Source organism: Agrobacterium sp. 22094, assembly GCF_052046015.1.
In the GTDB taxonomy this organism is placed as follows: domain Bacteria; phylum Pseudomonadota; class Alphaproteobacteria; order Rhizobiales; family Rhizobiaceae; genus Agrobacterium; species Agrobacterium cavarae.
In genome coordinates, this window is the sequence record NZ_JBQEPX010000001.1 from 1,402,873 (window position 1) to 1,422,665 (window position 19,793).

The 19,793-nt window shown below is 56.1% G+C and carries 22 protein-coding genes and 2 tRNA genes; 14 read left to right on the forward strand and 10 right to left on the reverse strand.

What is annotated here, in order from left to right:
- Window positions 1-147 precede the first annotated feature (147 nt).
- Together rplM and rpsI are read left to right on the forward strand one after the other, a co-directional pair.
- A complete protein-coding gene (rplM, locus tag ACTJK5_RS06710; RefSeq protein ID WP_062425555.1) occupies window positions 148-612 on the forward strand; it encodes a 50S ribosomal protein L13 in 465 nt (154 codons plus the stop codon).
- 2 nt (window positions 613-614) lie between these two features.
- Window positions 615-1,082 carry a 30S ribosomal protein S9 gene (rpsI, locus tag ACTJK5_RS06715; RefSeq protein WP_045018729.1) on the forward strand — a complete coding sequence of 156 codons (468 nt, stop codon included), beginning with the start codon at window positions 615-617 and terminating at the stop codon, window positions 1,080-1,082.
- 91 nt (window positions 1,083-1,173) lie between these two features.
- Here rpsI and ACTJK5_RS06720 read toward each other — a convergent pair whose 3' ends face one another.
- The gene (locus ACTJK5_RS06720) at window positions 1,174-3,129 is read right to left on the reverse strand and encodes an acyltransferase family protein (protein WP_440612046.1); all 1,956 of its coding nucleotides are present in this window, start codon (window positions 3,127-3,129) and stop codon (window positions 1,174-1,176) included.
- Window positions 3,130-3,402: 273 nt separating this feature from the next.
- Between ACTJK5_RS06720 and speB the strand changes: the two genes are divergently transcribed.
- From speB to ACTJK5_RS06735, 3 genes are all read left to right on the forward strand, one after another.
- Window positions 3,403-4,356, forward strand: a complete 954-nt coding sequence (speB, locus tag ACTJK5_RS06725; RefSeq protein WP_113179481.1) for an agmatinase — start codon at window positions 3,403-3,405, stop codon at window positions 4,354-4,356.
- A gap of 71 nt (window positions 4,357-4,427) precedes the next feature.
- Window positions 4,428-5,354: an N-acetyl-gamma-glutamyl-phosphate reductase gene (gene argC, locus ACTJK5_RS06730; protein ID WP_113179480.1), complete on the forward strand. Its 927-nt coding sequence runs from the start codon at window positions 4,428-4,430 to the stop codon at window positions 5,352-5,354.
- A complete protein-coding gene (locus ACTJK5_RS06735) occupies window positions 5,351-6,226 on the forward strand; it encodes an aminoglycoside phosphotransferase family protein (protein ID WP_440612047.1) in 876 nt (291 codons plus the stop codon). Before argC ends, ACTJK5_RS06735 begins: the two co-directional genes overlap by 4 nt.
- Here ACTJK5_RS06735 and ACTJK5_RS06740 read toward each other — a convergent pair.
- The gene (locus ACTJK5_RS06740) at window positions 6,216-7,334 is read right to left on the reverse strand and encodes a COX15/CtaA family protein (RefSeq protein ID WP_440612048.1); all 1,119 of its coding nucleotides are present in this window, start codon (window positions 7,332-7,334) and stop codon (window positions 6,216-6,218) included. The two genes, ACTJK5_RS06735 and ACTJK5_RS06740, sit on opposite strands and share 11 nt — an antisense overlap.
- 173 nt (window positions 7,335-7,507) lie before the next feature.
- On the opposite strand from ACTJK5_RS06740, the gene ACTJK5_RS06745 reads away from it, so the two are divergent.
- Window positions 7,508-7,720, forward strand: coding sequence for a DUF2842 domain-containing protein (locus ACTJK5_RS06745; RefSeq protein ID WP_440612569.1), 213 nt, complete (start codon window positions 7,508-7,510; stop codon window positions 7,718-7,720).
- Window positions 7,721-7,779: 59 nt separating this feature from the next.
- Here the strand turns inward: ACTJK5_RS06745 and ACTJK5_RS06750 are convergent, their stop codons facing one another.
- Window positions 7,780-8,406, reverse strand: coding sequence for a hypothetical protein (locus tag ACTJK5_RS06750; protein WP_440612049.1), 627 nt, complete (start codon window positions 8,404-8,406; stop codon window positions 7,780-7,782).
- A 219-nt stretch (window positions 8,407-8,625) separates the two neighbouring features.
- On the opposite strand from ACTJK5_RS06750, the gene ACTJK5_RS06755 reads away from it, so the two are divergent.
- The 4 genes from ACTJK5_RS06755 to ACTJK5_RS06770 all read left to right on the forward strand — a co-directional run bounded on the left by ACTJK5_RS06755 (window position 8,626) and on the right by ACTJK5_RS06770 (window position 11,679).
- A complete protein-coding gene (locus tag ACTJK5_RS06755; RefSeq protein WP_440612050.1) occupies window positions 8,626-9,198 on the forward strand; it encodes a polysaccharide biosynthesis/export family protein in 573 nt (190 codons plus the stop codon).
- Between the two features lie 513 nt (window positions 9,199-9,711).
- On the forward strand, window positions 9,712-11,028 hold the full coding sequence (locus ACTJK5_RS06760; protein WP_440612570.1) for an undecaprenyl-phosphate glucose phosphotransferase: 1,317 nt from the start codon (window positions 9,712-9,714) through the stop codon (window positions 11,026-11,028).
- A 93-nt stretch (window positions 11,029-11,121) separates the two neighbouring features.
- A complete protein-coding gene (locus tag ACTJK5_RS06765; protein ID WP_111847855.1) occupies window positions 11,122-11,271 on the forward strand; it encodes a hypothetical protein in 150 nt (49 codons plus the stop codon).
- Between the two features lie 30 nt (window positions 11,272-11,301).
- Complete coding sequence (locus ACTJK5_RS06770; RefSeq protein WP_440612051.1) at window positions 11,302-11,679, forward strand: hypothetical protein; 378 nt, start codon at window positions 11,302-11,304, stop codon at window positions 11,677-11,679.
- Here ACTJK5_RS06770 and ACTJK5_RS06775 read toward each other — a convergent pair.
- The 6 genes from ACTJK5_RS06775 to ACTJK5_RS06800 form a co-directional block, all read right to left on the reverse strand.
- A tRNA-Pro gene (locus tag ACTJK5_RS06775) sits at window positions 11,658-11,734 on the reverse strand. The genes ACTJK5_RS06770 and ACTJK5_RS06775 overlap by 22 nt on opposite strands.
- Window positions 11,735-11,914: 180 nt before the next feature.
- Window positions 11,915-12,904 carry a ParA family protein gene (locus ACTJK5_RS06780; protein WP_440612052.1) on the reverse strand — a complete coding sequence of 330 codons (990 nt, stop codon included), beginning with the start codon at window positions 12,902-12,904 and terminating at the stop codon, window positions 11,915-11,917.
- On the reverse strand, window positions 12,901-14,085 hold the full coding sequence (locus ACTJK5_RS06785; RefSeq protein ID WP_440612053.1) for an ATP-binding protein: 1,185 nt from the start codon (window positions 14,083-14,085) through the stop codon (window positions 12,901-12,903). Before ACTJK5_RS06785 ends, ACTJK5_RS06780 begins: the two co-directional genes overlap by 4 nt.
- Window positions 14,086-14,287: 202 nt before the next feature.
- Window positions 14,288-15,673 (reverse strand): glycoside hydrolase family 28 protein, encoded by a 1,386-nt coding sequence (locus tag ACTJK5_RS06790; RefSeq protein ID WP_440612054.1) that lies wholly within the window; start codon window positions 15,671-15,673, stop codon window positions 14,288-14,290.
- A gap of 323 nt (window positions 15,674-15,996) precedes the next feature.
- On the reverse strand, window positions 15,997-16,524 hold the full coding sequence (locus ACTJK5_RS06795; protein WP_440612571.1) for a dual specificity protein phosphatase family protein: 528 nt from the start codon (window positions 16,522-16,524) through the stop codon (window positions 15,997-15,999).
- Between the two features lie 132 nt (window positions 16,525-16,656).
- Window positions 16,657-17,244 (reverse strand): YqaA family protein, encoded by a 588-nt coding sequence (locus ACTJK5_RS06800; RefSeq protein ID WP_062425564.1) that lies wholly within the window; start codon window positions 17,242-17,244, stop codon window positions 16,657-16,659.
- A 536-nt stretch (window positions 17,245-17,780) separates the two neighbouring features.
- Between ACTJK5_RS06800 and ACTJK5_RS06805 the strand changes: the two genes are divergently transcribed.
- A complete protein-coding gene (locus tag ACTJK5_RS06805; protein ID WP_062425565.1) occupies window positions 17,781-18,428 on the forward strand; it encodes an exopolysaccharide biosynthesis protein in 648 nt (215 codons plus the stop codon).
- On the opposite strand, the gene ACTJK5_RS06810 is transcribed toward ACTJK5_RS06805, so the two are convergent.
- The gene (locus tag ACTJK5_RS06810; RefSeq protein WP_440612055.1) at window positions 18,415-18,708 is read right to left on the reverse strand and encodes a PGPGW domain-containing protein; all 294 of its coding nucleotides are present in this window, start codon (window positions 18,706-18,708) and stop codon (window positions 18,415-18,417) included. The two genes, ACTJK5_RS06805 and ACTJK5_RS06810, sit on opposite strands and share 14 nt — an antisense overlap.
- 176 nt (window positions 18,709-18,884) lie before the next feature.
- Here ACTJK5_RS06810 and ACTJK5_RS06815 point away from each other — a divergent pair.
- From ACTJK5_RS06815 to ACTJK5_RS06825, 3 genes are all read left to right on the forward strand, one after another.
- Window positions 18,885-18,959: transfer RNA gene (locus tag ACTJK5_RS06815), tRNA-Asn, on the forward strand.
- Between the two features lie 212 nt (window positions 18,960-19,171).
- Window positions 19,172-19,462 (forward strand): XRE family transcriptional regulator, encoded by a 291-nt coding sequence (locus tag ACTJK5_RS06820; RefSeq protein WP_440612056.1) that lies wholly within the window; start codon window positions 19,172-19,174, stop codon window positions 19,460-19,462.
- A 1-nt stretch (window position 19,463) separates the two neighbouring features.
- A complete protein-coding gene (locus ACTJK5_RS06825; RefSeq protein WP_440612057.1) occupies window positions 19,464-19,724 on the forward strand; it encodes a hypothetical protein in 261 nt (86 codons plus the stop codon).
- The last annotated feature ends 69 nt before the right edge of the window (window positions 19,725-19,793 follow it).

Genomic DNA, 19,793 nt, shown 5'->3' on the forward strand with positions numbered 1-19,793 from the left:
GGCACACCGCTTATAAGCGCGCCAGACTGAATTCTCCTGGAATACATGTCTTCCGGCACGCGCAAATGCGGCCAAATCAAGCAACAAGAAACGCCCGCATCCAATCTGGCAACAGCCGGATGACGGGTCCTAAAGAAAGTGAAAAGAATGTCTACTTTCGTTCAGAAGCCCGCTGAGGTGGAGAAGAAGTGGGTCATCATCGACGCCGAAGGCCTCGTTGTTGGTCGTCTCGCCACCCTCGTTGCTACCCGCCTGCGCGGCAAGCACAAGGCAACCTACACCCCCCACGTCGATGATGGCGACAACGTCATCATCATCAATGCGGAAAAGGTTGTCTTCACCGGCAAGAAGTATTCCGACAAGAAGTACTACTGGCACACCGGTTACCCGGGTGGCATCAAGGAGCGTACGGCTCGCCAGATCATCGAAGGTCGCTTCCCGGAGCGCGTCGTTGAAAAGGCTGTCGAGCGCATGATCCCGCGTGGTCCGCTCGGTCGTCGCCAGATGAAGAACCTTCGCGTTTACGCTGGTTCGAACCACCCGCACGAAGCACAGCAGCCTGTCGCTCTCGACGTTGCATCGCTGAACAAGAAGAACGTAAGGAGCGCCTGATAATGGCCGATCTTTCCTCCCTGAAAGACCTCGCCCCGGCATCGGAAGCTTCGGCTCCCGTACACGTCCGCAAGGTTGACACTCTCGGTCGCTCCTACGCGACCGGCAAGCGCAAGAACGCCGTAGCCCGCGTATGGGTCAAGGCTGGTTCCGGCAAGATCATCATCAACGGCCGTGACTTCACTGCCTATTTCGCACGTCCGGTTCTGCAGATGATCCTGCAGCAGCCGCTCGTTGCAGCAGCACGTGCAGGTCAGTTTGACATCATCGCGACTGTTGCCGGTGGTGGTCTCTCCGGTCAGGCCGGTGCCGTTCGTCACGGTGTTTCCAAGGCTCTCACCTACTTCGAACCGGGCCTGCGCCCCGTTCTGAAGAAGGGTGGCTTCCTGACCCGCGACAGCCGCGTTGTTGAACGTAAGAAGTACGGTAAGGCCAAGGCTCGCCGTAGCTTCCAGTTCTCCAAGCGCTAATCGCTTCTGGAATACAGAAATCGAAAAGGCGGGGCCTCGGCTCCGCCTTTTTCTATTGGTGCTTGTCTCTTAACAGTGATGAGACAGGCTGTCAGTTGAGCGGCAGCGGGATGGATCCGGTTATGCCATCGGCACCAAACAATTCGTCCGCGACCGCGGCGGCAATCCGTTCGGCCCCTGCCCTGGTGTAATGTCCTTTGTCTGCGATATAGGCCACACCGTCCAGGCCAAAGTAACAGCCACCCTTTGAAGTAGGATCACAGAAGAGCTGCTCCGGCAGCACCTTGCTGACGTCCTGAGGCAGACCCGAGTTCAGGAATTGGTACGCGCGACCGGTGTTCGCCTCGAAATCGGCTTTCGAAAACTCGAAGCTTGGCGCAGGGTCGCCCCGCAATATACGCGAGGCCATAAGGTCGACCACCGGCTTATCGAAACGCGGAGCCGGATAGACGATCACCACCTGTTTTCCGGTCGCTTCCAGCCGCTGGACAGTCTCACGAAGATTGTCGGCAATCGACTGAAGCGGGATCGCTCCATTGGCGTATACTTCGCTGTCGATCTGCATATAGGGTGCCGCGAGGAAGCTGACCCACGAGGCCGACAGGATGACGGTTTCGACATTGCTGGCCGCCAGATAATCCAATGCGCGCCGGTTGAACTCTTCACAATTGGCAGCGCCTTCGTCTCTTGCAACAGAGACGCCAAGGATAGGCGCGCAGAAGCCATGGGTCAGCTGCACCATACCGATGTTGCGGCGCTTGAACTCCTCGTGCAAGGCTGGAGAAATCGACGCGCCGATAGAATCGCCCCAGACGGCAATCGTCCGGCCGCTGCCGATATTGAACATGCACTCCATGCTCGGCAGTGCAGGAATGCCGTCCTCCCTCTGGAAAAGACAGTTGTCGTTCCAAGTAGTGCGATCGACGAATTCCCTGACATTGTTGGGCAGCCTGGAGGGTAAGCCCTCTTTCACATCGCCCCAGGCGCCGAAGCCCACCAGCCCGACAGCCAGGGCGGAGGCCGCCCATGCGAGTTTGGCAAAGCGCACCCGTTGGCCACGAAATGGCTGTTCGACGAAATACCAGCTCAGGGCCGAGAGTAGCAGAACAAGACCTATCAATCCGCACATGACGATCGTTGATGGCGGTTCGGGGCTGCGAATGCGCCAGAACGCAAAGACGGGTTGATGCCAGAGATAGGCACTGAAACTGATCCGGCCGAGCCAAACCAAAGGAGACAGGGCAAGGATGCGCCCGACGACGCTGGTCTGCGAGGCAAACAGCAAAATCAGAGCTGTGCCTCCCGTGGGGAGCAGAGCCACCAGCGAAGGAATATTGAGCGAAGGATCGAACAGAAAGATCGATAGAATGACGAGGGACAGGCCCGCTGCCGCCAGAACATCGTTCGTACGCCGGTCTTTGCCAAAGATCTGGAATGCACAGATCGAGCCGAGAAGAATCTCCCAGACCCGGGTCGGCAACAAATAGTAATTGGCGACGGGAAAAAAGCGCGAGCCGGCTTCGCTCAAGAGCAGGCTGCCCAAGGCAAGAGCGAGCACAACGGAGAAGATCGTCCTGATCTTCAGCCGGAACAGAAAGAGCAGCGGGAAAAGCAGATAGAACTGCTCTTCAAGACCGAGGCTCCATGTGTGGATCAGCGGGACTTCCGCCGTCTCGGGGGAGAAGTATCCGGTATTTCTAAGGAAGTAGATGTTGGAAAGTGAAAGCGTCGCCGCCATCAGGCTCTTGGAAAACTGCTCATAGGCGTCCGGCAGCAACCATATCCAGGCAAAGGGTACTGTACAGAGGAGGACGAAGAATAGCGCAGGAAGAATTCGGCGGACGCGGCGCGCATAAAAACGGCCGATCGAAAAACGCCCCTCCGCATATTCGCGCAGAATCACCTTGGTAATCAGATAACCGCTGATGACAAAGAAGATATCGACACCGATATAGCCGCCGTCAAAGGCTGCGAAACCCGCATGGGCAAAAATGACGGCCAGCAATCCCAAGGCGCGCAAACCGTCAATTTCGGGTCGATAGTTCATAAAAACCACATGTCACGTTGCGTATAGCTAGCCTTCGAGAAGCGGCGGTCACAGAGTCAGGCGCAGTTCCGACCCCCTGAAGCGCCAGGGTGATCGGCAACGACGCATGGCTTGCTGGAAATGCCGGGGACAAAAAGACCCGAACACGACGGTGAAGCTGTCGGATATACTATCAGATTAGGTGTTTACGAGGTGTTTACCACGAGGCAATCTTATCCCGAACTGCTTAATGCGATATTGAATATTCTCGATATTTCCACTGAAGGATGAGCAATGGCTAAAAAGACGATCGATCACGCCTTCACGGCCCCTTCTCTCACCTCGGCGGCCAGCGATCCGACCCATGCAGGCGTGCTCTCCTTCATGCGTCGTCGCTACAGCAAGAACCTGGAAGGCGCTTCCACCGTGGTCTGGGGCATTCCTTTCGATGCTGCCACATCCAACCGGCCCGGCGCTCGTTTCGGACCTCAGGCGATCCGTCGCGCTTCAGCCATTTTCGACAATGATCCGCAGTATCCCTTCGCACGTGATCTCTTCGAGTCCATGCCGACCATCGACTATGGAGACTGCCTGCTGGATTACGGCAATCATTGGCAGACACCGGAGACCATCGAGCAGGAGGCGCGCAAGATCATCACCGATAGCGACTATCTGCTGACGCTTGGCGGCGACCACTTCATAACCTGGCCGCTGTTAAAAGCGCATGTGGCCAAACACGGTCCTTTGGCGCTGGTGCAGTTCGACGCCCATCAGGATACATGGTTCGATGATAGCAAGCGGATCGATCACGGCTCCTTCGTCGTGCGCGCGGTACGAGATGGGTTGATCGACCCGGATCGCTCGATCCAGATCGGTATTCGCACGCATGCGCCCGAAGATTGCGGCATCAAGATCCTCTATGGCTACGAGCTTGAGGATATGCGCGCCGCCGACATCGCGTCACTGATCGTCAGGCACACGGGTGGCCTGCCGACCTATCTGACCTTCGATATAGATTGCCTCGACCCAGCCTTTGCGCCTGGCACTGGCACGCCCGTGGCTGGTGGGCCATCCAGCGCGAAAATCCTCTCTGTCCTACGCGGCCTCGGGCAACTCGACATTCGCGGTTCCGATGTGGTGGAGGTGGCGCCGGCCTACGATCATGCGGATATCACCGCCATTGCCGGGGCAACGGTTGCGATGTATATGCTTGGGCTGCGTGCCGAGCGGCTTGCAAGATCAACCTGATCCGCATCCCACGCGCTAACAAATCGAGTCTGAAAACTCCCACAACACATTGAAAATGTAAGGTTAAGGACATGGCAGCGAAAATCTTCATCGATGGCGAACACGGCACTACAGGCTTGCAGATCCGCACGCGCCTGGCCGACCGCCGCGATATCGAGCTGCTGTCGATTCCTGAAGCCGAGCGCCGCAATGCATCCATGCGCGAGGATATGCTGAACAGTGCCGATATCTCGATCCTCTGCCTGCCGGATGATGCGTCCAAGGAAGCTGTTTCCATGGTGTCCGGCAACAACAAGGTTCGGATCATCGATACCTCTACCGCTTTCCGTATCCACCCGGACTGGGCCTACGGCTTTGCCGAAATGGACAAGGATCAGGCGGAAAAGGTTCGCTCCGCCCGCTTCGTCGCCAATCCCGGCTGCTACCCCACCGGTGCCATCGCCCTCATCCGTCCCTTGCGTGCCGCAGGCATTCTGCCGGACGGCTATCCCGTGAGCGTCAACGCCGTTTCCGGTTATACCGGCGGCGGCAAGCAGATGATTGCGCAGATGGAAGACCAAAGCCGCGAGGATGCGATCAGTGCCAACAACTTCCTTTACGGCCTGACCCTGAAGCACAAGCATGTGCCGGAAATGAAGAACCATGGGCTTCTGGACCGCGCACCGATCTTTTCGCCATCGGTCGGTCGCTTCCCGCAGGGCATGATCGTCCAGGTTCCGCTGTTTGCCGCCAACCTCAAGGACGGCACGACTGTGGAAACGGTTCACGCCGCCCTCACGCAGCATTATGCCGGACAGGACATCGTCAAGGTCGTGCCTCTGGAAGAGAGCAAGTCGATCGCGCGTATCGATGCGGAAGAACTCGCAAACCAGGATATCATGAAGCTCCACGTCTTCGGCAATGCAGAGCACATCAACCTCGTCGCGGTTCTCGATAACCTCGGCAAGGGCGCATCAGGTGCGGCCGTTCAAAACATGGAGCTGATGCTGTCGGCATGAGCGAGAGCGTCCTCACGTCAGACATTCCGGATGAGATCAAAAGGCGGTGGAGCATTTCCTCCGCCTTTTTTCTTGCCGATACGGCCAGCAGCATTGTCCACCGGGTTGGTTTGACAGATGGCTCCTCAGCGATCTTGAAGCGATTGAAGGCGCGGGGAATGGGCGAGCTTCCCGGCATGACCTTCCTGGAGTGGCGACAGGGCCAAGGTGCCGTGCGTCTCCTGCAGAAAGGGGGCACAGAATGCCTGCTGGAAGATGCGGGTGATCTGACGCTTCGCGCTTACCGTTTTCAGCATGGGGAAGACGCTTCGAATGCAATCATCTGCAAGGTTCTCCAGAGACTTCACGCGCCAGGCGGAGCACCTCCCGGCGGGCTCACGACGTTGGACCAGCATTTCCGCTCTCTCTTTGCCCGGGCCGAGACGGAAAGCGATGAGCGCCTGCGTGAGCCTTTGCAGTACTGTGCCGAGATCGTTCGGGAATTGCTCGCTCATCAGCAGATGGTAAAGCCGCTGCATGGAGACCTGCACCACGACAACATCATCACGGGTGGCCCACGCGGCTGGTTGGCAATCGATCCTCAGGGGCTTGTCGGTGATCCCGCCTATGATGTCGCAAACATCTTCGGCAACCCGCTGAACGCCCTGCCGAATATCGTCGATCCGCAACGGATCAGACGGCTTTGTGCCATTTTTTCAAAAACGCTAGACTGCTCGCAAGAAAGAATTCTCCGCTATGCCATTGCGCATGCGGGGGCATCGATCTGCTGGTCCCTCGAGGATGATGGTCGCCTCGATGAAAGCGAGAACGCTTTGGAGCGTCTCGCCTTCCTGACGGTTGCGCGCGGCCTATTGAACGATCTCAGTCCCTGACTTCGACGGATACGGGCGCAGGGTATTCCCCGATGAAACCGCGCCAGTGGGCGATGGCGAAACCAAGGACGATCAGCGCCATGCCCTGATGGGCGAGCGCCACATGGATATCCACATGGGTGAGAAGCGTGGTGATGCCGAGGCACGCCTGCACACAGACCAGAACAAAGAACAGCACGGAACGTCTCGCATGTGGCGTGTTCGGCAATCTGCGGCAGAGGCTTACCATGTGCCAGAGTGTGGCGGCAAACAGCGTATAGGCACCCAGTCGGTGGACAAATTGCACCGTTTTCGGGTTCTCGAAGAGATTGATCCACCACGGTTGCTGGATGAAGAGATCGCCCGGGATCAGTGAACCATCCATCAGCGGCCATGTGTTGTAGGAAAGACCGGCATTGAGGCCGGCAACGAGTGCGCCGAGATAGATCTGGACGAGACAGAGCACGGCCAAAAGGGCCGCAAATCCCCTGCCCTCGCGCTCGTGCGATGCCTCTGGAGAATGATAGGAAAGACCGCGCAATATCCACATGCAGCCAGCAAAAATCAGGCAGGCGATCGTCAGATGGGTCGCGAGCCGATACTGGGACACGTCCGTGCGGTTAACAAGGCCGGACGAGACCATCCACCAGCCGACGAAGCCCTGAAAACCTCCAAGCGCCAGAAGACCGATCAGTGGCAGGCGCAATCGTTTCTCGATGCGCCCCGTGAGCCAGAAATAGGCAAGCGGCAGAGCAAAGATCAAACCGATGGCCCGCGCCAGCAGACGATGCGCCCATTCCCACCAGAAGATGGTCTTGAACTCGTCCAGCGACATGCCGCGATTGATTTCCTGATATTGCGGAATGCGCTTGTAGAGCTGGAATTCTTCTTCCCATTCGGCAACCGTCAAGGGCGGGATGGCGCCGTGGATCGGCTTCCATTCGGTGATCGACAGACCCGATTCGGTCAGGCGTGTGGCACCACCCACGAGGACGAGACAGAACAGCGTAAACAGCACCACGCGCAGCCAAATGCGCAGAAGCTTGCGGTTGCTCTCCTGCTGCTGCAAAGCCGTTTTCACCCGTTTTTCGACAGAGGCATCCGCCGTCGCCAGCGTATCGGATCGCATTCTTGACACTCCACAATTCCTAACATTGGTTTGCCTCAAGCGGCTGGGCAAAACAAGGGGTTAGCCTTTGCGGCATCGGGTCGCGGCAAATCCGCTTGCGAAAAGCGATACCGTTTTTGACGGGCGCTGCTATAGAGGAATCCCAGGAACACGTGACGGACGAGACATCACCCATGCATCCCCGCCTTAGATCATTCATCGGCACTATCATCATCATTCTGCTGGTCGTGACCTATGCGGTTTTTGCCACAGCCTTCGCCTCGGCAACGCTGGCAAACTCGCCGTGGTGGGTTCACCTCGGCTATTTCGTGCTGTCCGGTCTTCTGTGGATCTTGCCGGCCATGCTGATCATCAAATGGATGGCAGGTCCGAAACGGCAGAAATAATTCGTTCCGCTGGAAGCGTGAAAAACGATGCGTTTCAGGCTGTCAGTGTTGCGGTCTGGTCAGGCCCTCGCTGCCGATACCATCGGAATGATCTGGCTGTGTCCGCTCGCGCGGAACGCCGTCTCTGCCTCACGAAGCACCTCAGCATCACCATCCGGAACGGAAAGGACGATATCCGCATCGACATATTTCAGGATGCGCGAGATTTCAGCAGGATTGGCTGCGCCGAACTCAAGCAGCACAGTATCGTAACTCCCCGACAATGCACCGAGCACCATCACGAGCCGCTCGAGTACGCCGCTGACGCGATGTCCCGAGCCCACGCCTTGCGGCACGATATGCGCCGTGGAGAGCCTGTCACGATGGATGGTTTCGCCGAAGGCTGCATCCCCCGTCAGGAGATCCATGATGCCCGGGAGCGATTCGTCCGACACCATCAGCCGCGAAGCAGCCCCCGTCGCGGTCATGTCCACAAGCACAACGGATCGCGCCAGCTCGGCAATCGCTCTTGCCAGCATGACGGTCGCTGTCGATCCATCCGCCCCACTGGGTGACGCAACAACCGCAACGGGCTTGGCGCCTGGCATGACGAGAAGATCCGCAACATAGGCTATCGGAAGCCCCGCTTCCGCAGAGGCGGGATCAAGATCATCCTGTGGTTCGGTCGCATTGTCGTTCGCGGTCATGGCGCCTTCATTTTCTCATCGCCGGCAGCTTTTGCTCGCACGGCCACCGTTCTTCCCTTCTAACCGCGTCGCAGTAACCCAAGCGTTAAACAGTCGACGCCACGCGGAACTTCCGACGGTCTTAAGGGAAATTCTTCCAAAAAAAGTTTTCTTTACCCGGAATTAACCATGACGAACGGATAACTGGGGTCAAGAAATGTCCCCGGAGCATGATTGCGAATGAATTTCGCCATCCCACGTTTGATATCAGCTTTTGCCCTCGCCGCGACGATGACGCTTGGTGGTTGCGCTGCCTATCAACCCGCGCCCTCCGCCATCAATGCCGCTGCCCTCCAGCCCTATCGTCTGGATAGCGGCGACAGGTTGCGCGTTACCGTTTTCGATCAAGCCGGCCTCACCAACACCTACACTGTCGACCAGGCGGGCTACATCGCCTTCCCGCTCGTCGGGCAAATTCCGGCACGCGGCCGAACGGCCAAGCAGGTTGAAGCAGCGCTCGCCGCCCAGCTCCGCAAAGGCTATTTGCGCAATCCCGATGTCAGCATCGAGGTCGATCGCTATCGCCCGATCTTCGTCATGGGTGAAGTGGGCAGACCGGGGCAATATTCCTACGTCCCCGGCATGACGATCCAGAACGCCATTGCCATTGCGGGCGGCTTCACCTCACGCGCAAACCAGCGCGACGTCGATGTGACGCGTAAACTCAATGCAGACGTCAGCACCGGACGCGTGTTGATCTCAGCACCTGTGCTGGGGGGCGACACCATCTATGTGCGGGAACGTTTCTTTTGAGGAAACTGCGTCGTAGCGCTCCCTGGCTTCACCAAAGCTAAAGCCAGAAATTCAAGTTCAGCGGCAGAAGCGGCAGGCGCCGATCCGGCAGCCTAAGCCTCTGTCCATAGTTGCGGGTAAACTGGTATTGCGTATCCCGCCCCCTTTACTGCTGTAGCGGCCTGATACTTCTTGTCAGCGCTTCAGTGAAATCAAAAGTGTGAAGCGATTCCTTGCATGGCAGTCGTCAACGCTTCTTTTAGTATCTATGGCTTATCTGTATCTGAAAAATGATGACGGGATAAGTCTATGGGCGATCAAGAAAGAGACGGACGAAGCTCCGATCTCGATGTCGTGCGGTTGCAGCTCTCTCAGAAAGCGGCAGGCGACGGCAATAAGCCGACCCTCAATCCCCTCGCCCGGCAGGTCGCCAATCAACTTCGCGATACTAGCCACTCACCGAATATGGTGATCGGTCAGCTGCGCCTTTTCGAGTTCGTCGGCCTTTCGATCATTGCGCTCGTCCTCAACGGCATGGAAATCTCCGGCAGCTGGAGGGTTCATCTGGCGCTTGTCGTCACCTGCCTCTTTAACGCAGGTTTCACCGCTCTTCTGCTTCAGCTGACCGATACCTACCAGCTCCCCTCACTGCGCCGCCCTCTAGCCATGGCCGCGCGCATCGTCGGTTCATACGTCACCGCATGCGCCGTGACAGCTGGCGCAATGTACATGTTGTTACGGGAGGATGGCTACTCCTGGGCAGGCTTTGCCTGGTGGGTCGCCGCGGGATCAGTCTTTCTTCTTCTGGAACGATCGATCGTCGGGCTCGCTATCCGGCACTGGGGCCGCAACGGGGTCATGGAACGCCGCGCCGTCATCGTCGGCGGGGGTCAGGCAGCCAAAGATCTGATCCGCTCTCTGGAACGCCACGATAACGATATCCGTATCTGCGGTATTTTCGACGACCGCACCGGTAACCGCTCGCCCGATATCGTCGCAGGTTACCCGAAGCTTGGCACGTTCGGAGAACTAGTCGAGTTCGCGCGACTGACGAAACTCGATATGCTGATCATCGCGCTACCCATCAGCGCCGAAGCGCGCATCATGGAGCTTCTTCGAACGCTTTGGGTGCTGCCCGTCGATATTCGCATTGCGGCCCATGCCAACAAGCTGCGTTTCAGACCCCGTTCCTATTCCCGCGATGGCGGCGTGCCTATGCTCGACGTCGTGGACAAGCCCATTCGGGACTGGGACGGCGTGGCGAAACGGATGTTCGACATTCTCTTCAGCGTCATCGCTCTGCTTCTGCTCTGGCCGGTGATGATCGGAGCCGCGATCGCGGTTAAATCAACGTCGAAAGGTCCGGTGTTCTTCAGGCAGAAGCGCCACGGCTTCAATAACGAGACCATCAACGTCTGGAAGTTCCGGTCGATGTATACCGAAATGAGCGATCCGAGCGCTGTCAAGGCGGTGACCAAGAATGACCCGCGCGTCACGCCGGTGGGACGTTTCCTACGCAAGTCCTCGCTGGACGAACTGCCTCAGTTTTTCAACGTGTTGGCGGGAGATCTGTCCCTCGTCGGTCCCCGGCCACACGCCGTCCATGCCCAGACGGGCGACCTGAAATATACCGAGGTCGTGGAACACTATTTCGCCCGTCACAAGGTCAAGCCAGGCGTTACAGGTTGGGCACAGATCAACGGCTGGCGCGGCGAAATCGACAACAGCGACAAGATCAAGCAGCGCACCGCTTTCGATCTCTACTATATTGAAAACTGGTCTCTTTGGCTTGACCTCAAGATTCTTTTCCTGACACCGATCCGCCTGTTGAAGTCAGAAAACGCATACTGACGGACCTGTAGCCGATTACCACCTACCCGGTGGAACCGGGCAGGATTTTCCGCGTTGTTCAGCCGTACATCTTCATTTTCAGGGGAAATCCGAATGACGCGGTCTAACAATCTCTACTTCATCATTGGCGCGCTGGTCGTACTCGTCGCCGCTCTTGGCATCTATGTGTGGCACGAAGAGTCGAAGCCTAAGGGTATCGAAATGAATATCGGACCAAACGGCGTGTCCGTTCAGGAAAACTGATCGTCTTCGGGAGGGGCGCAGCACACTATCTTGCTGCGCTACCTCGCGCGCATCGGCGCCTCATACAAATTAGAGACGCCTGTCCTGTCAGGCCAAGCCTACGAAAGACAGGATCATGCCAACGACTACAACCAGACCGACAATATAGATAATGCTGTTCATTTCTCTCTCCATCTCTTTCGAAGCATCCCCAGCGACACCTCGTCTTGTTACGATGGACTAACACGTCGCCCGCTTGAGCGTTCCATTAGAAAATTCAAAAATGAACGGTTCAGTGGATTGATGGGTGACAATAAAGAGCCGCGCCATCTCCATGCGAAGATGGTCAAAGGGCTGATCCTAAGGTATTTCTCAGAAAAATCGAGGCTTGGGGAGAACCTCAAAAATGGTCGGAGCGACAGGACTTGAACCTGCGACCCCTTGACCCCCAGTCAAGTGCGCTACCGGGCTGCGCTACGCTCCGACGTGCCGTAAAGGCATGCACCACTTAGACTTTCGGCATTCTGGAAGCAAGCCCCCTGAAAAGAAAAAGAGAACAAATCAGCAAAAATATCCCACCGGTGGGACTTTCCCTGCGCGAAGTCCCACCAAGTTTCTTATCTGTTCTCTTCCTGAAAATGGCGATCCTTAGATATCAATAATTTCAAATCAGGTCTTCGTTCCCGATCTTCGTAACGATCGATGAAGCAAGGTCGTGAAAGTCGTCATATGACCCCGTGACTGCCGATTGGTGACCTCCAATGGCCCCGTCTGAAGGTTTTAATCTGAAGATAGGCTTATTGGCTTCCATAGCCATAGGCATTAGTGACCGATAGTCTTTGAGCCAAGCGAGTTTCGCGGGGTCATCGTCAATTGTGCCTGAATAGTTGGTACTGTCGCGGAGAACCTCTCCGTGAAAAATCCGGGGCACTCGATCAATCCACCTTCGAAAATGTATCGCACGCTCTCCAGCATAAATGGAGAAGCGAGAAACGACGTACCCTAGCGGGTCCATTTCACCAACTGGCCAATCGCCCTTAGGAGCGTTTTCTCTGCGGCGGAGCCACCCCTTTCGCCATTCCATTAAACCTTTCCCGACGTTACTGAGACCTTTCAGAGAGAAGACGTCTGGAGCGACCGGAACGATAACGAAATCTGCTAGCAGCAGTGCCGACCGATTAATTGCACCTAGATTAGGCCCTACATCGAGCAGCACGTAGTCGGCATCGTAATCTTCGGCTGAGACTTTTACCGTTCTTGCCAATGAGGTCGTAACAGCGAACGCCCTTTCACGATCAAGTGCACTATCAGATAAACACTGCGTCCATTCGCGGGAAAGCGCGTCCTCAATGTTCGATAGCTCTAAATCGCCAGGTATGAGAGCTAGATTCTCGGTAACTTCGATGTAGACAGGAAATACGTCACTACCTGAAGCAATCACCGGCGCCACGCTATCGTAAATTGTATTGACTTGATCGTCTTCAATCAAAACGAGATCAGATACGGTCAACGACATTGCTGTCAAATTTGACTGAGGGTCAAGGTCTGCCATGACAACCCTATATCCCTGATCTGCTAGCATGTGACCAACATGATAAATGAGGGTTGTTTTACCCACTCCACCTTTGTTGTTGAAAAACGCGATTACCTTCATTGCCCATGCCTTATGGTTACGTTCGTGTACGTGTCGTTTACTTCGAAAATGAGTTCACCGGCCCCTGTCTGTGAAAGAGCCTCTCTCGCCAGAGGAATACCAATTCCGAAACGCTCCACAAATCCGTATGATTTAAACGCTTGGGCTATGGTTGGATTTCGATAGTCTGTCGCACCTTGTCCAAAGTTTTCTCTCGTTACCGCGCCGTAGGGCCCTCCGGGGCTAAGTATTTCGACTTTGTCGGTATACCAAGTCACTCGGATGGGTGCGTTTGTGGCCTCATAATTGCGGTGCATTATTGCGTTCCGGACAAGTTGCTGCAACGTTCTTGATGGCAGCGTCTCTCGTCTAGTGTGCCTATCATCCTCCAACGCCAAGGCGCTTTTATTGGTCGCGGATATCAATTCCTCTATGCGACGAACTTGATCGAACAACGAGCCGCTAATTTCTTTTGTATCCACGGTCTCATCTGTCGCCGATGTTCCCCTTACAACTCTCCAATCGATATATGCGCCAGGAAAATAGGCTCGCGGGTCCTTGCCGAGTAAAAGTATCCCAGCCACAGTTGGGAGGCCATCTTGTCCACATACACGCGTAGCCACAAGTTCTTGTTGCTGATCGCGGCCTTCCCGATCAAGATGCTCTCTCGATACCACGCTCGGCAAATATTCATTTTGAAATCGAACCAAATCGATATCTGCAACAGTGGCTCGAGGAACCTGATGAAGGTCATAGGGCAGATTACCCCAGCGGCGCTTCTCAACTAGACGGCGCTCCTGTTCAGGTGTTGCTAACCCCCTCGTCGGCCCCACCCTTATGCGAATTTCTCCCCCGTGCCTAAGTGGCGGGTTGTCGCTAGGTTCTACTATCACCGCAGCTACTGTGCATCCCCCTAATTCGACAGCACGAATAGTAACGCTGGGAATTGGCATAATGTTACCGGACGTGCTCCAAGAGCTAAGCTTCAGCAGTAAAGCATCATCTATCTCTAATCCAGAGCAAGAAAGATCATCATTTTGACCAACGAACAAAACGCCCGGCCTACGATAATTAGGAAGATCGTTGCCAAAAGCGCATATAGCATCGCGTATTTTTTTGCCGTCTGCGGCACTGGCTTTCCGCTCTACACGGTCACTCTCTCGGAGGAAGTACAACTCCGTCAAATCTTCGTCGGTTAGCATCTGGATCCTCCACATATGTTAAATCTTAAGTTGCCAGTGACATCTCAATTAGTCCACCCGTTGTACAGACCCTAACTTGCTATCTGAAGAAAATTCGTTTGCAAAAATACCGGTTTAAGTTTGTCTCGCTGGGCCTTGCCCCAATGAGATATTCTCGATCTGCTCAACTGCGATCTCGATAGAGTTAGGTAAGGCTGGCCCGTCAGTTCGGCGAGGGGAAATCCAGCCAGCGTGTCGCGCAATTCGGCGGCAATGCTCTTCCGGGTGTTGCCGAAGCTGACGTGACAGGCGACAGGGTTACGGGGGGGTGGGGTATGAGGCCACCCGGGCCAACCGATAAGGTGGCGTTGTCGATCTGCCAGCTTGCTGTGGGATCGAAGCGCACACCGTCAAACGTCACTTCGAGCGCGTGGGCAGCATCATAGCCTCGGAGAACCAGCGTTCCTGTCTCGCCGGTTACACTGCGCAGCAGAATGTCTCGGTAAACCGGTATCTCCGAGCCGTGAGCCTGTTTGTCGTAACGCGTGTCGAAGTCGATCGGGCGCAGATTTCCGCGCAGGCACACATTCTCATATTGGATGCCAGTGACGAGCCCACCCCGACTGATATCGCTCTTGATACGCAGTCCCGACGTCGCGCCGTCGATCGTGACGTTTTGGACGAGGACGTTGCTCACACCCGATTCGGTCTCGCTGCCAATCGACAGGCCATGGCCCCAGTAGAGGTGACTGTCTATAATCGAGACGTATCGTGTCGGAGCGCTCCCGCCCTTGATGGCGATATTGTCGTCCCCGGCACGGATGAAGCTGTGAGCGATGGTCACATCCTGCGAACCGGCAGGATCGATGCCATCCGTATTGCGTGCGTCGGCGGGTGTATCGATGCGCACGCCCCAAAGCGTGGCGCCCTTCACACGGTTCAGTATAATGTGAAAATTCGGTGCGTTGCGTAGCGTCACGCGGTAGAAAACGATGTCTGCGCCGTCATCGACCTGGATCAGCCGGGGATTGTTCTGCTTGCCGCCCTGGCTTTGGGCTCTGCGCGCAAGTTGCCACCAGGTCTCCTTGCCGCCGGCCATGACCTCCCCACCTTGACCATCGATGAGGCCGTCACCGACCAGAGCCGCGCCTTGCGTCTTCTCAAACAGAAGGAAGGGGCGGCAGCCATCCCCTTTCGTATCGATCGTTCCGCACGTGCCGCTGCCGCGGTCATAGGCTTGAGGATCAGCGACTGCGGCCAATACGACGCCCTTGTCGAGCCAGAGGGTGACACCGGAGAGAATTGTCAGCGGGCCGCTGACGAATCGGCCGCCAGCATTACCGGCGACCAGCTTGATGGCCTGACCTGCGGGGCATGCATCGATTGCCGCCTGAAGCCGCTGTGTATCTAGCACCTGTTGCGCCGGTGCACTTTGCGCCGCTGGTTGCGGTGAAAGCGTGGCGCAGAGTTGGGTGGGCAAGGTCGGTTCCGATATCACGCGGCGATCGCCGGTCACGGCCGCACCAGCCGCCGAGCTCATCACAAGGGTCAGCCCAACAGCAAGGCAAGCGGCAGTGGGGCGTAAGGCGGGTATCTGAGACTTGGTCATGGGCGCATCCTGTTTGGCAAGACCTCTATTCGAGGATCGTTGCGTCACGTCATGTCGCACATTTTTATGATTGGATGCCAAACCTGCAAGACTAACCCGGCTTTCCGCGACAGAATGTTCGCGCAATCTACCACGCTTGGCTTAGGAAGGTGCTTCAGCGAAAGACGGGTAAAGGACGAATAGACCCGCCACTTGAAGGCTTTGTCTTGGCGAAAGCCTTCCCAGACACGGGATGAGTCCCGCTTTTGAAAAAGGCGCAAAAGCGAGATGTGAAATTTATGGAGGTCAACCGATCGCAGCGATGGCACTATGCGTCGTTGCAGTTACATTTGCGCCAAACCATTTTCGATCCGCTCCCAGCTCTCATCCATAGGATAGGCGGCGGAAATGACCGGCACACCCAGATGGCCATAGCGAATGGACAATTGCTTTTCCGCGGTTTCAGGATCGACACCGGCGATCTTGCCCAGATAGATCGCGGAGGCGAGGCCTGTGCGGTCGGAGCCGGAGCGACAATGAATTAGGATCGGTTTTGGCGATGTGCGCATGATTTCGACGAGCGCTTCGGCCTTGTCCATCGATAGCGTCTCACGCGCCGACATCGCGAAATCGACATGGTTTACGCCGAGCGCTTTAGACTCGGAAACCTCGTCCTTGTACCAGGTCGAGCCATCATTCTTACCGCGCAAATTGATGACGGTCTTGATGTTATGCTGCTTCACATAAAGCGCCAGTTGCTCGGCGCTGGGCTGGTTCGAACGATAGAGTTCGCCGGCCAACACCTCATGAAAATTCCCGGAAAGCTGTAGGAAGCCGAGATAGCCGAAGAAGCTCAGCAGCGAGACCGCCAAGGCGCTCCCAAGCGTGATCATTTTTTTGCGCATTCTATCCATCTTCCAACTGCTATTGACGGAAGGGATAGATGCTGAGGCTGACATCAAGATGAACGTTTCTGACCTGCGAGCACGCAGGCGCAGACGATGTCACCGCACGAAGATATAGACGGCGTAGACGGCAATCAGGGCGCTGGCAACGAGTGCTGCGATCATGCCAAGGCGCTTCTCGATGAAGTGCCGGATGCTTTCGCCGTAACGCTGCAGAAGACCCGCCAGAATGAAGAAGCGTGCACCGCGCGTCACGATAGCCGTCACGATGAAAAGCCCAAGGCTGATATTTGCGGCACCGGAAAGGATCGTCACCACCTTGATCGGCGGGAGGTGTGCAAGTCCGGAGGTGATCAATAGGAGGACGATCGTTTCATAATCGACCGAGGCCTTCAGATGCTCGAACGCATCCAGCTTGCCGTAGAACTCCAGGAGCGGACGAGCAACGCTTTCGAAGGCGTAATGGCCGAGATACCACCCGGCGATCCCGCCGAGAACCGATGCGACCGTCGCGACCGTCGCATAGAACATCGCCTTGCGTGGCTTTGCCAGAACCATGGGCAGAAACAGGACATCTGCTGGCAGGAAGAAGATGGAGCTCTCGACAAAGGCAATGATGGCCAGCCACCAGACGGCGGTTTTGCGCGCCGCAAGGTTCATCGCCCAGGCATAAAGACCCTTCAGCATTTTCTTCTCCGTTCAATCCAGCGATTTTTGCATCGGGTCGGCCCAACCACGGCCTGCGCTTTTCGCCGCTGCGACTTCGCAGGGCTTTCGTGCCTGCCTTACCGATCAAATGCACGAATGGCAAATGATGCAGCGCAGCATCATCATGCTCGATATACAAAATTGCTGCGGCGCGAAAGGTCAAAATGCTTTCATTTATCGATATCTGCGGCGGCCCTTGCTGCAGCGCAGTATCAATTCCTTTTATTCTGGCGCTTCCGCCGATTCGGCGTAGAATGGAGGGGCGAGGACATACTGAGGAGGAGACAGTTATGGACTACGTTAATTTCTTTACTTCACTGAACCCGTTTATTCTCGGCATCTTGATGGTTGTTCTTCTATTGGGTGCTTACAACAAGTGGGTTTCTCACTGACGAATTAAGTCGTCCATTGCCGTAAGTGTGACGCTGACCGCTTATGCCTTGAGCATTTGCGGATAGTCACTTGTGGGCTCGAATGCTATCAATCCCGGAGTTCAATTGATTTCGGGAGAAGGCATGACGCAGGACTTCGCGTTCAAAGATACGTCTGAAAATCTCAGTTCCGTTTTGCAAAAGCTGATCAATCAGCTTGGCGGAAAGACGATCACTTTGCGGGAATTGATGGAGGCCATCGGGGAACAGGGCCTCCTTCTCATGTGCGCCATCGCCTCCCTACCCTTCCTCATCCCCGTTTCCATTCCAGGCGTCAGCACGGTGTTTGGGGCAGCCATCATCATGATTAGCCTCGCCATCATTCTGAACCGGCTGCCATGGTTGCCCAAACGCATTCTGGATCGGCAGATGGAGACGGCGCGCCTTGTACCGGCGCTGCAAAAGGGCATCAATATCGTGTCCTGGCTGGATAAGTATATTCGCCCACGCCTGCTTTCCTTGACGACCGGTGCGATCATGAACCGGGTGAACGGTATCGCCATCATGGTGGCAGGCCTGTTGCTAATGATGCCGCTTGGCTTTATCCCCTTCTCGAACACCCTGCCGGGGGTCGCCATCCTGCTGTTCTCCGCGGGCATGATCCAGCGTGACGGAGCGACCGTGCTTGGTGGCTACCTGTTTCTCGCGCTGACGACGATTTACTTCGCAGCATTGGCCTATGCGGCGGTGTGGGCCGGCCAGGGCCTCAGCAACTCGCTTACGGGCGCTTGATGCCTTCAGCGTCTTCGCGGCGCGCCTGGCGGGCGCGCTTGCGATATTCCCACCAGATCGCCAACTGACGACGCTTGCGGCGAACGAAGCGCAGATCCTGAGACAGGACCAAAAGGCCGAGCGGAACCATCCAGAAGCCGAGGACTGGCAAGAAGCCGAGAAGGCCGCCAATCACGAGCACCGTGCCGATAACGATGCGCCCGATACGAGAGCGCGGCATCGCCACGCTCCATTTGCCCATGTGAAGCCGCCCCGTTTTGGGGTGAATACCGAAATTCACGCCAGATCACCTCAGCTCGACAGGGGTTGGGGAAATTTTTTCAACATCGTCATGCCCGGAAACGTGGGGCCTTCGGTGGATAAAACAAGAGGAATTCATTTTTTTTGAAAAAAGCGCTTGGCAAATCGTCAAAGCGTTTGTATTACCCCGCTCACGCCACGCCAAGCGGCGCACGTTCCCTGGTAGCTCAGCGGTAGAGCATTCGACTGTTAATCGACAGGTCGCCGGTTCGAATCCGGCCCGGGGAGCCATTTTTACAATCGTCCGCGTTGTAAGCAAGATATCTCTCCAAAATACCGCTGAAAAATCTCTGACCACAAACGTCTGGAGCGTACACATCGTTGCGACGCGATCGCATATTCGTTACGACGAATAAGGATCAAGGCAGCCGCTTCGGTCATCTGTCGCAATGGAGACTGCGGATATGTCGATTACCGCTTCGCAATGCAGAGCCGCGCGCGCAATGCTTGAATGGTCCCCGGAAAAGCTCGGCGAAGCTGCGGGGATAGATCTAGCGGATCTGGCGTCTTTTGAGAGCGGCCAAAGCGGATCTGATCCTGAATTGAGCGACAGGCTTCGTGCTGCTTTGGAGAAGGCCGGAATTTCCTTCATCGACAACAATCAGACATCTGCAGCCGGCGGTCCGGGTCTACGTCTTCTGAAGTCGCCCGGCGAATTCGATACCAACCAGTCTGAGACAGTCCAATATAAAGAACATCTGGCGCCCGATGCGCCGACCGGAGCGGGAGGCTGATATGTCCAAAAAACAAAAGTTGGAACACTCTGAATTTTCGGGAGAGTTCGAGGATGACGGCATCACCGTGCTCGTGGATATCTTCCGCCCTGCTGGAACGCAGCAGGACTGGCAGCTTGAGGTCATCTCCGAAGAGGACGACGTGACGACCTGGGACGAGCCCTTCGCCACTGACAAGGACGCCTGGGAAGAATTTCTCGCAACTTGCGAACGGGATGGCATCAGTAGCTTTCTTGGGGATGAGGAGCCGGCCGTCCACTGAGGCGTGTCGCGATCTTTCGGATTCGCTTCTTCCATCTTAGGTCCTAGTTATCGCATTTCGCTATCGCAA

Coding starts and splice junctions, on each gene's coding strand:
- rpsI (WP_045018729.1), top strand. CDS start 615: ATGGCCGATCTTTCCTCCCTGAAAGACCTCGCCCCGGCATCGGAAGCT.
- ACTJK5_RS06825 (WP_440612057.1), top strand. CDS start 19,464: ATGTCCAAAAAACAAAAGTTGGAACACTCTGAATTTTCGGGAGAGTTC.
- ACTJK5_RS06765 (WP_111847855.1), top strand. CDS start 11,122: ATGACGCGGTCTAACAATCTCTACTTCATCATTGGCGCGCTGGTCGTA.
- speB (WP_113179481.1), top strand. CDS start 3,403: ATGGCTAAAAAGACGATCGATCACGCCTTCACGGCCCCTTCTCTCACC.
- ACTJK5_RS06820 (WP_440612056.1), top strand. CDS start 19,172: ATGCTTGAATGGTCCCCGGAAAAGCTCGGCGAAGCTGCGGGGATAGAT.
- ACTJK5_RS06790 (WP_440612054.1), bottom strand. CDS start 15,673: ATGACCAAGTCTCAGATACCCGCCTTACGCCCCACTGCCGCTTGCCTT.
- ACTJK5_RS06755 (WP_440612050.1), top strand. CDS start 8,626: ATGAATTTCGCCATCCCACGTTTGATATCAGCTTTTGCCCTCGCCGCG.
- ACTJK5_RS06785 (WP_440612053.1), bottom strand. CDS start 14,085: ATGCTAACCGACGAAGATTTGACGGAGTTGTACTTCCTCCGAGAGAGT.
- ACTJK5_RS06745 (WP_440612569.1), top strand. CDS start 7,508: ATGCATCCCCGCCTTAGATCATTCATCGGCACTATCATCATCATTCTG.
- ACTJK5_RS06750 (WP_440612049.1), bottom strand. CDS start 8,406: ATGACCGCGAACGACAATGCGACCGAACCACAGGATGATCTTGATCCC.
- ACTJK5_RS06805 (WP_062425565.1), top strand. CDS start 17,781: ATGACGCAGGACTTCGCGTTCAAAGATACGTCTGAAAATCTCAGTTCC.
- rplM (WP_062425555.1), top strand. CDS start 148: ATGTCTACTTTCGTTCAGAAGCCCGCTGAGGTGGAGAAGAAGTGGGTC.
- argC (WP_113179480.1), top strand. CDS start 4,428: ATGGCAGCGAAAATCTTCATCGATGGCGAACACGGCACTACAGGCTTG.
- ACTJK5_RS06760 (WP_440612570.1), top strand. CDS start 9,712: ATGGAAATCTCCGGCAGCTGGAGGGTTCATCTGGCGCTTGTCGTCACC.
- ACTJK5_RS06720 (WP_440612046.1), bottom strand. CDS start 3,129: ATGAACTATCGACCCGAAATTGACGGTTTGCGCGCCTTGGGATTGCTG.
- ACTJK5_RS06800 (WP_062425564.1), bottom strand. CDS start 17,244: ATGCTGAAGGGTCTTTATGCCTGGGCGATGAACCTTGCGGCGCGCAAA.
- ACTJK5_RS06735 (WP_440612047.1), top strand. CDS start 5,351: ATGAGCGAGAGCGTCCTCACGTCAGACATTCCGGATGAGATCAAAAGG.
- ACTJK5_RS06740 (WP_440612048.1), bottom strand. CDS start 7,334: ATGCGATCCGATACGCTGGCGACGGCGGATGCCTCTGTCGAAAAACGG.
- ACTJK5_RS06780 (WP_440612052.1), bottom strand. CDS start 12,904: ATGAAGGTAATCGCGTTTTTCAACAACAAAGGTGGAGTGGGTAAAACA.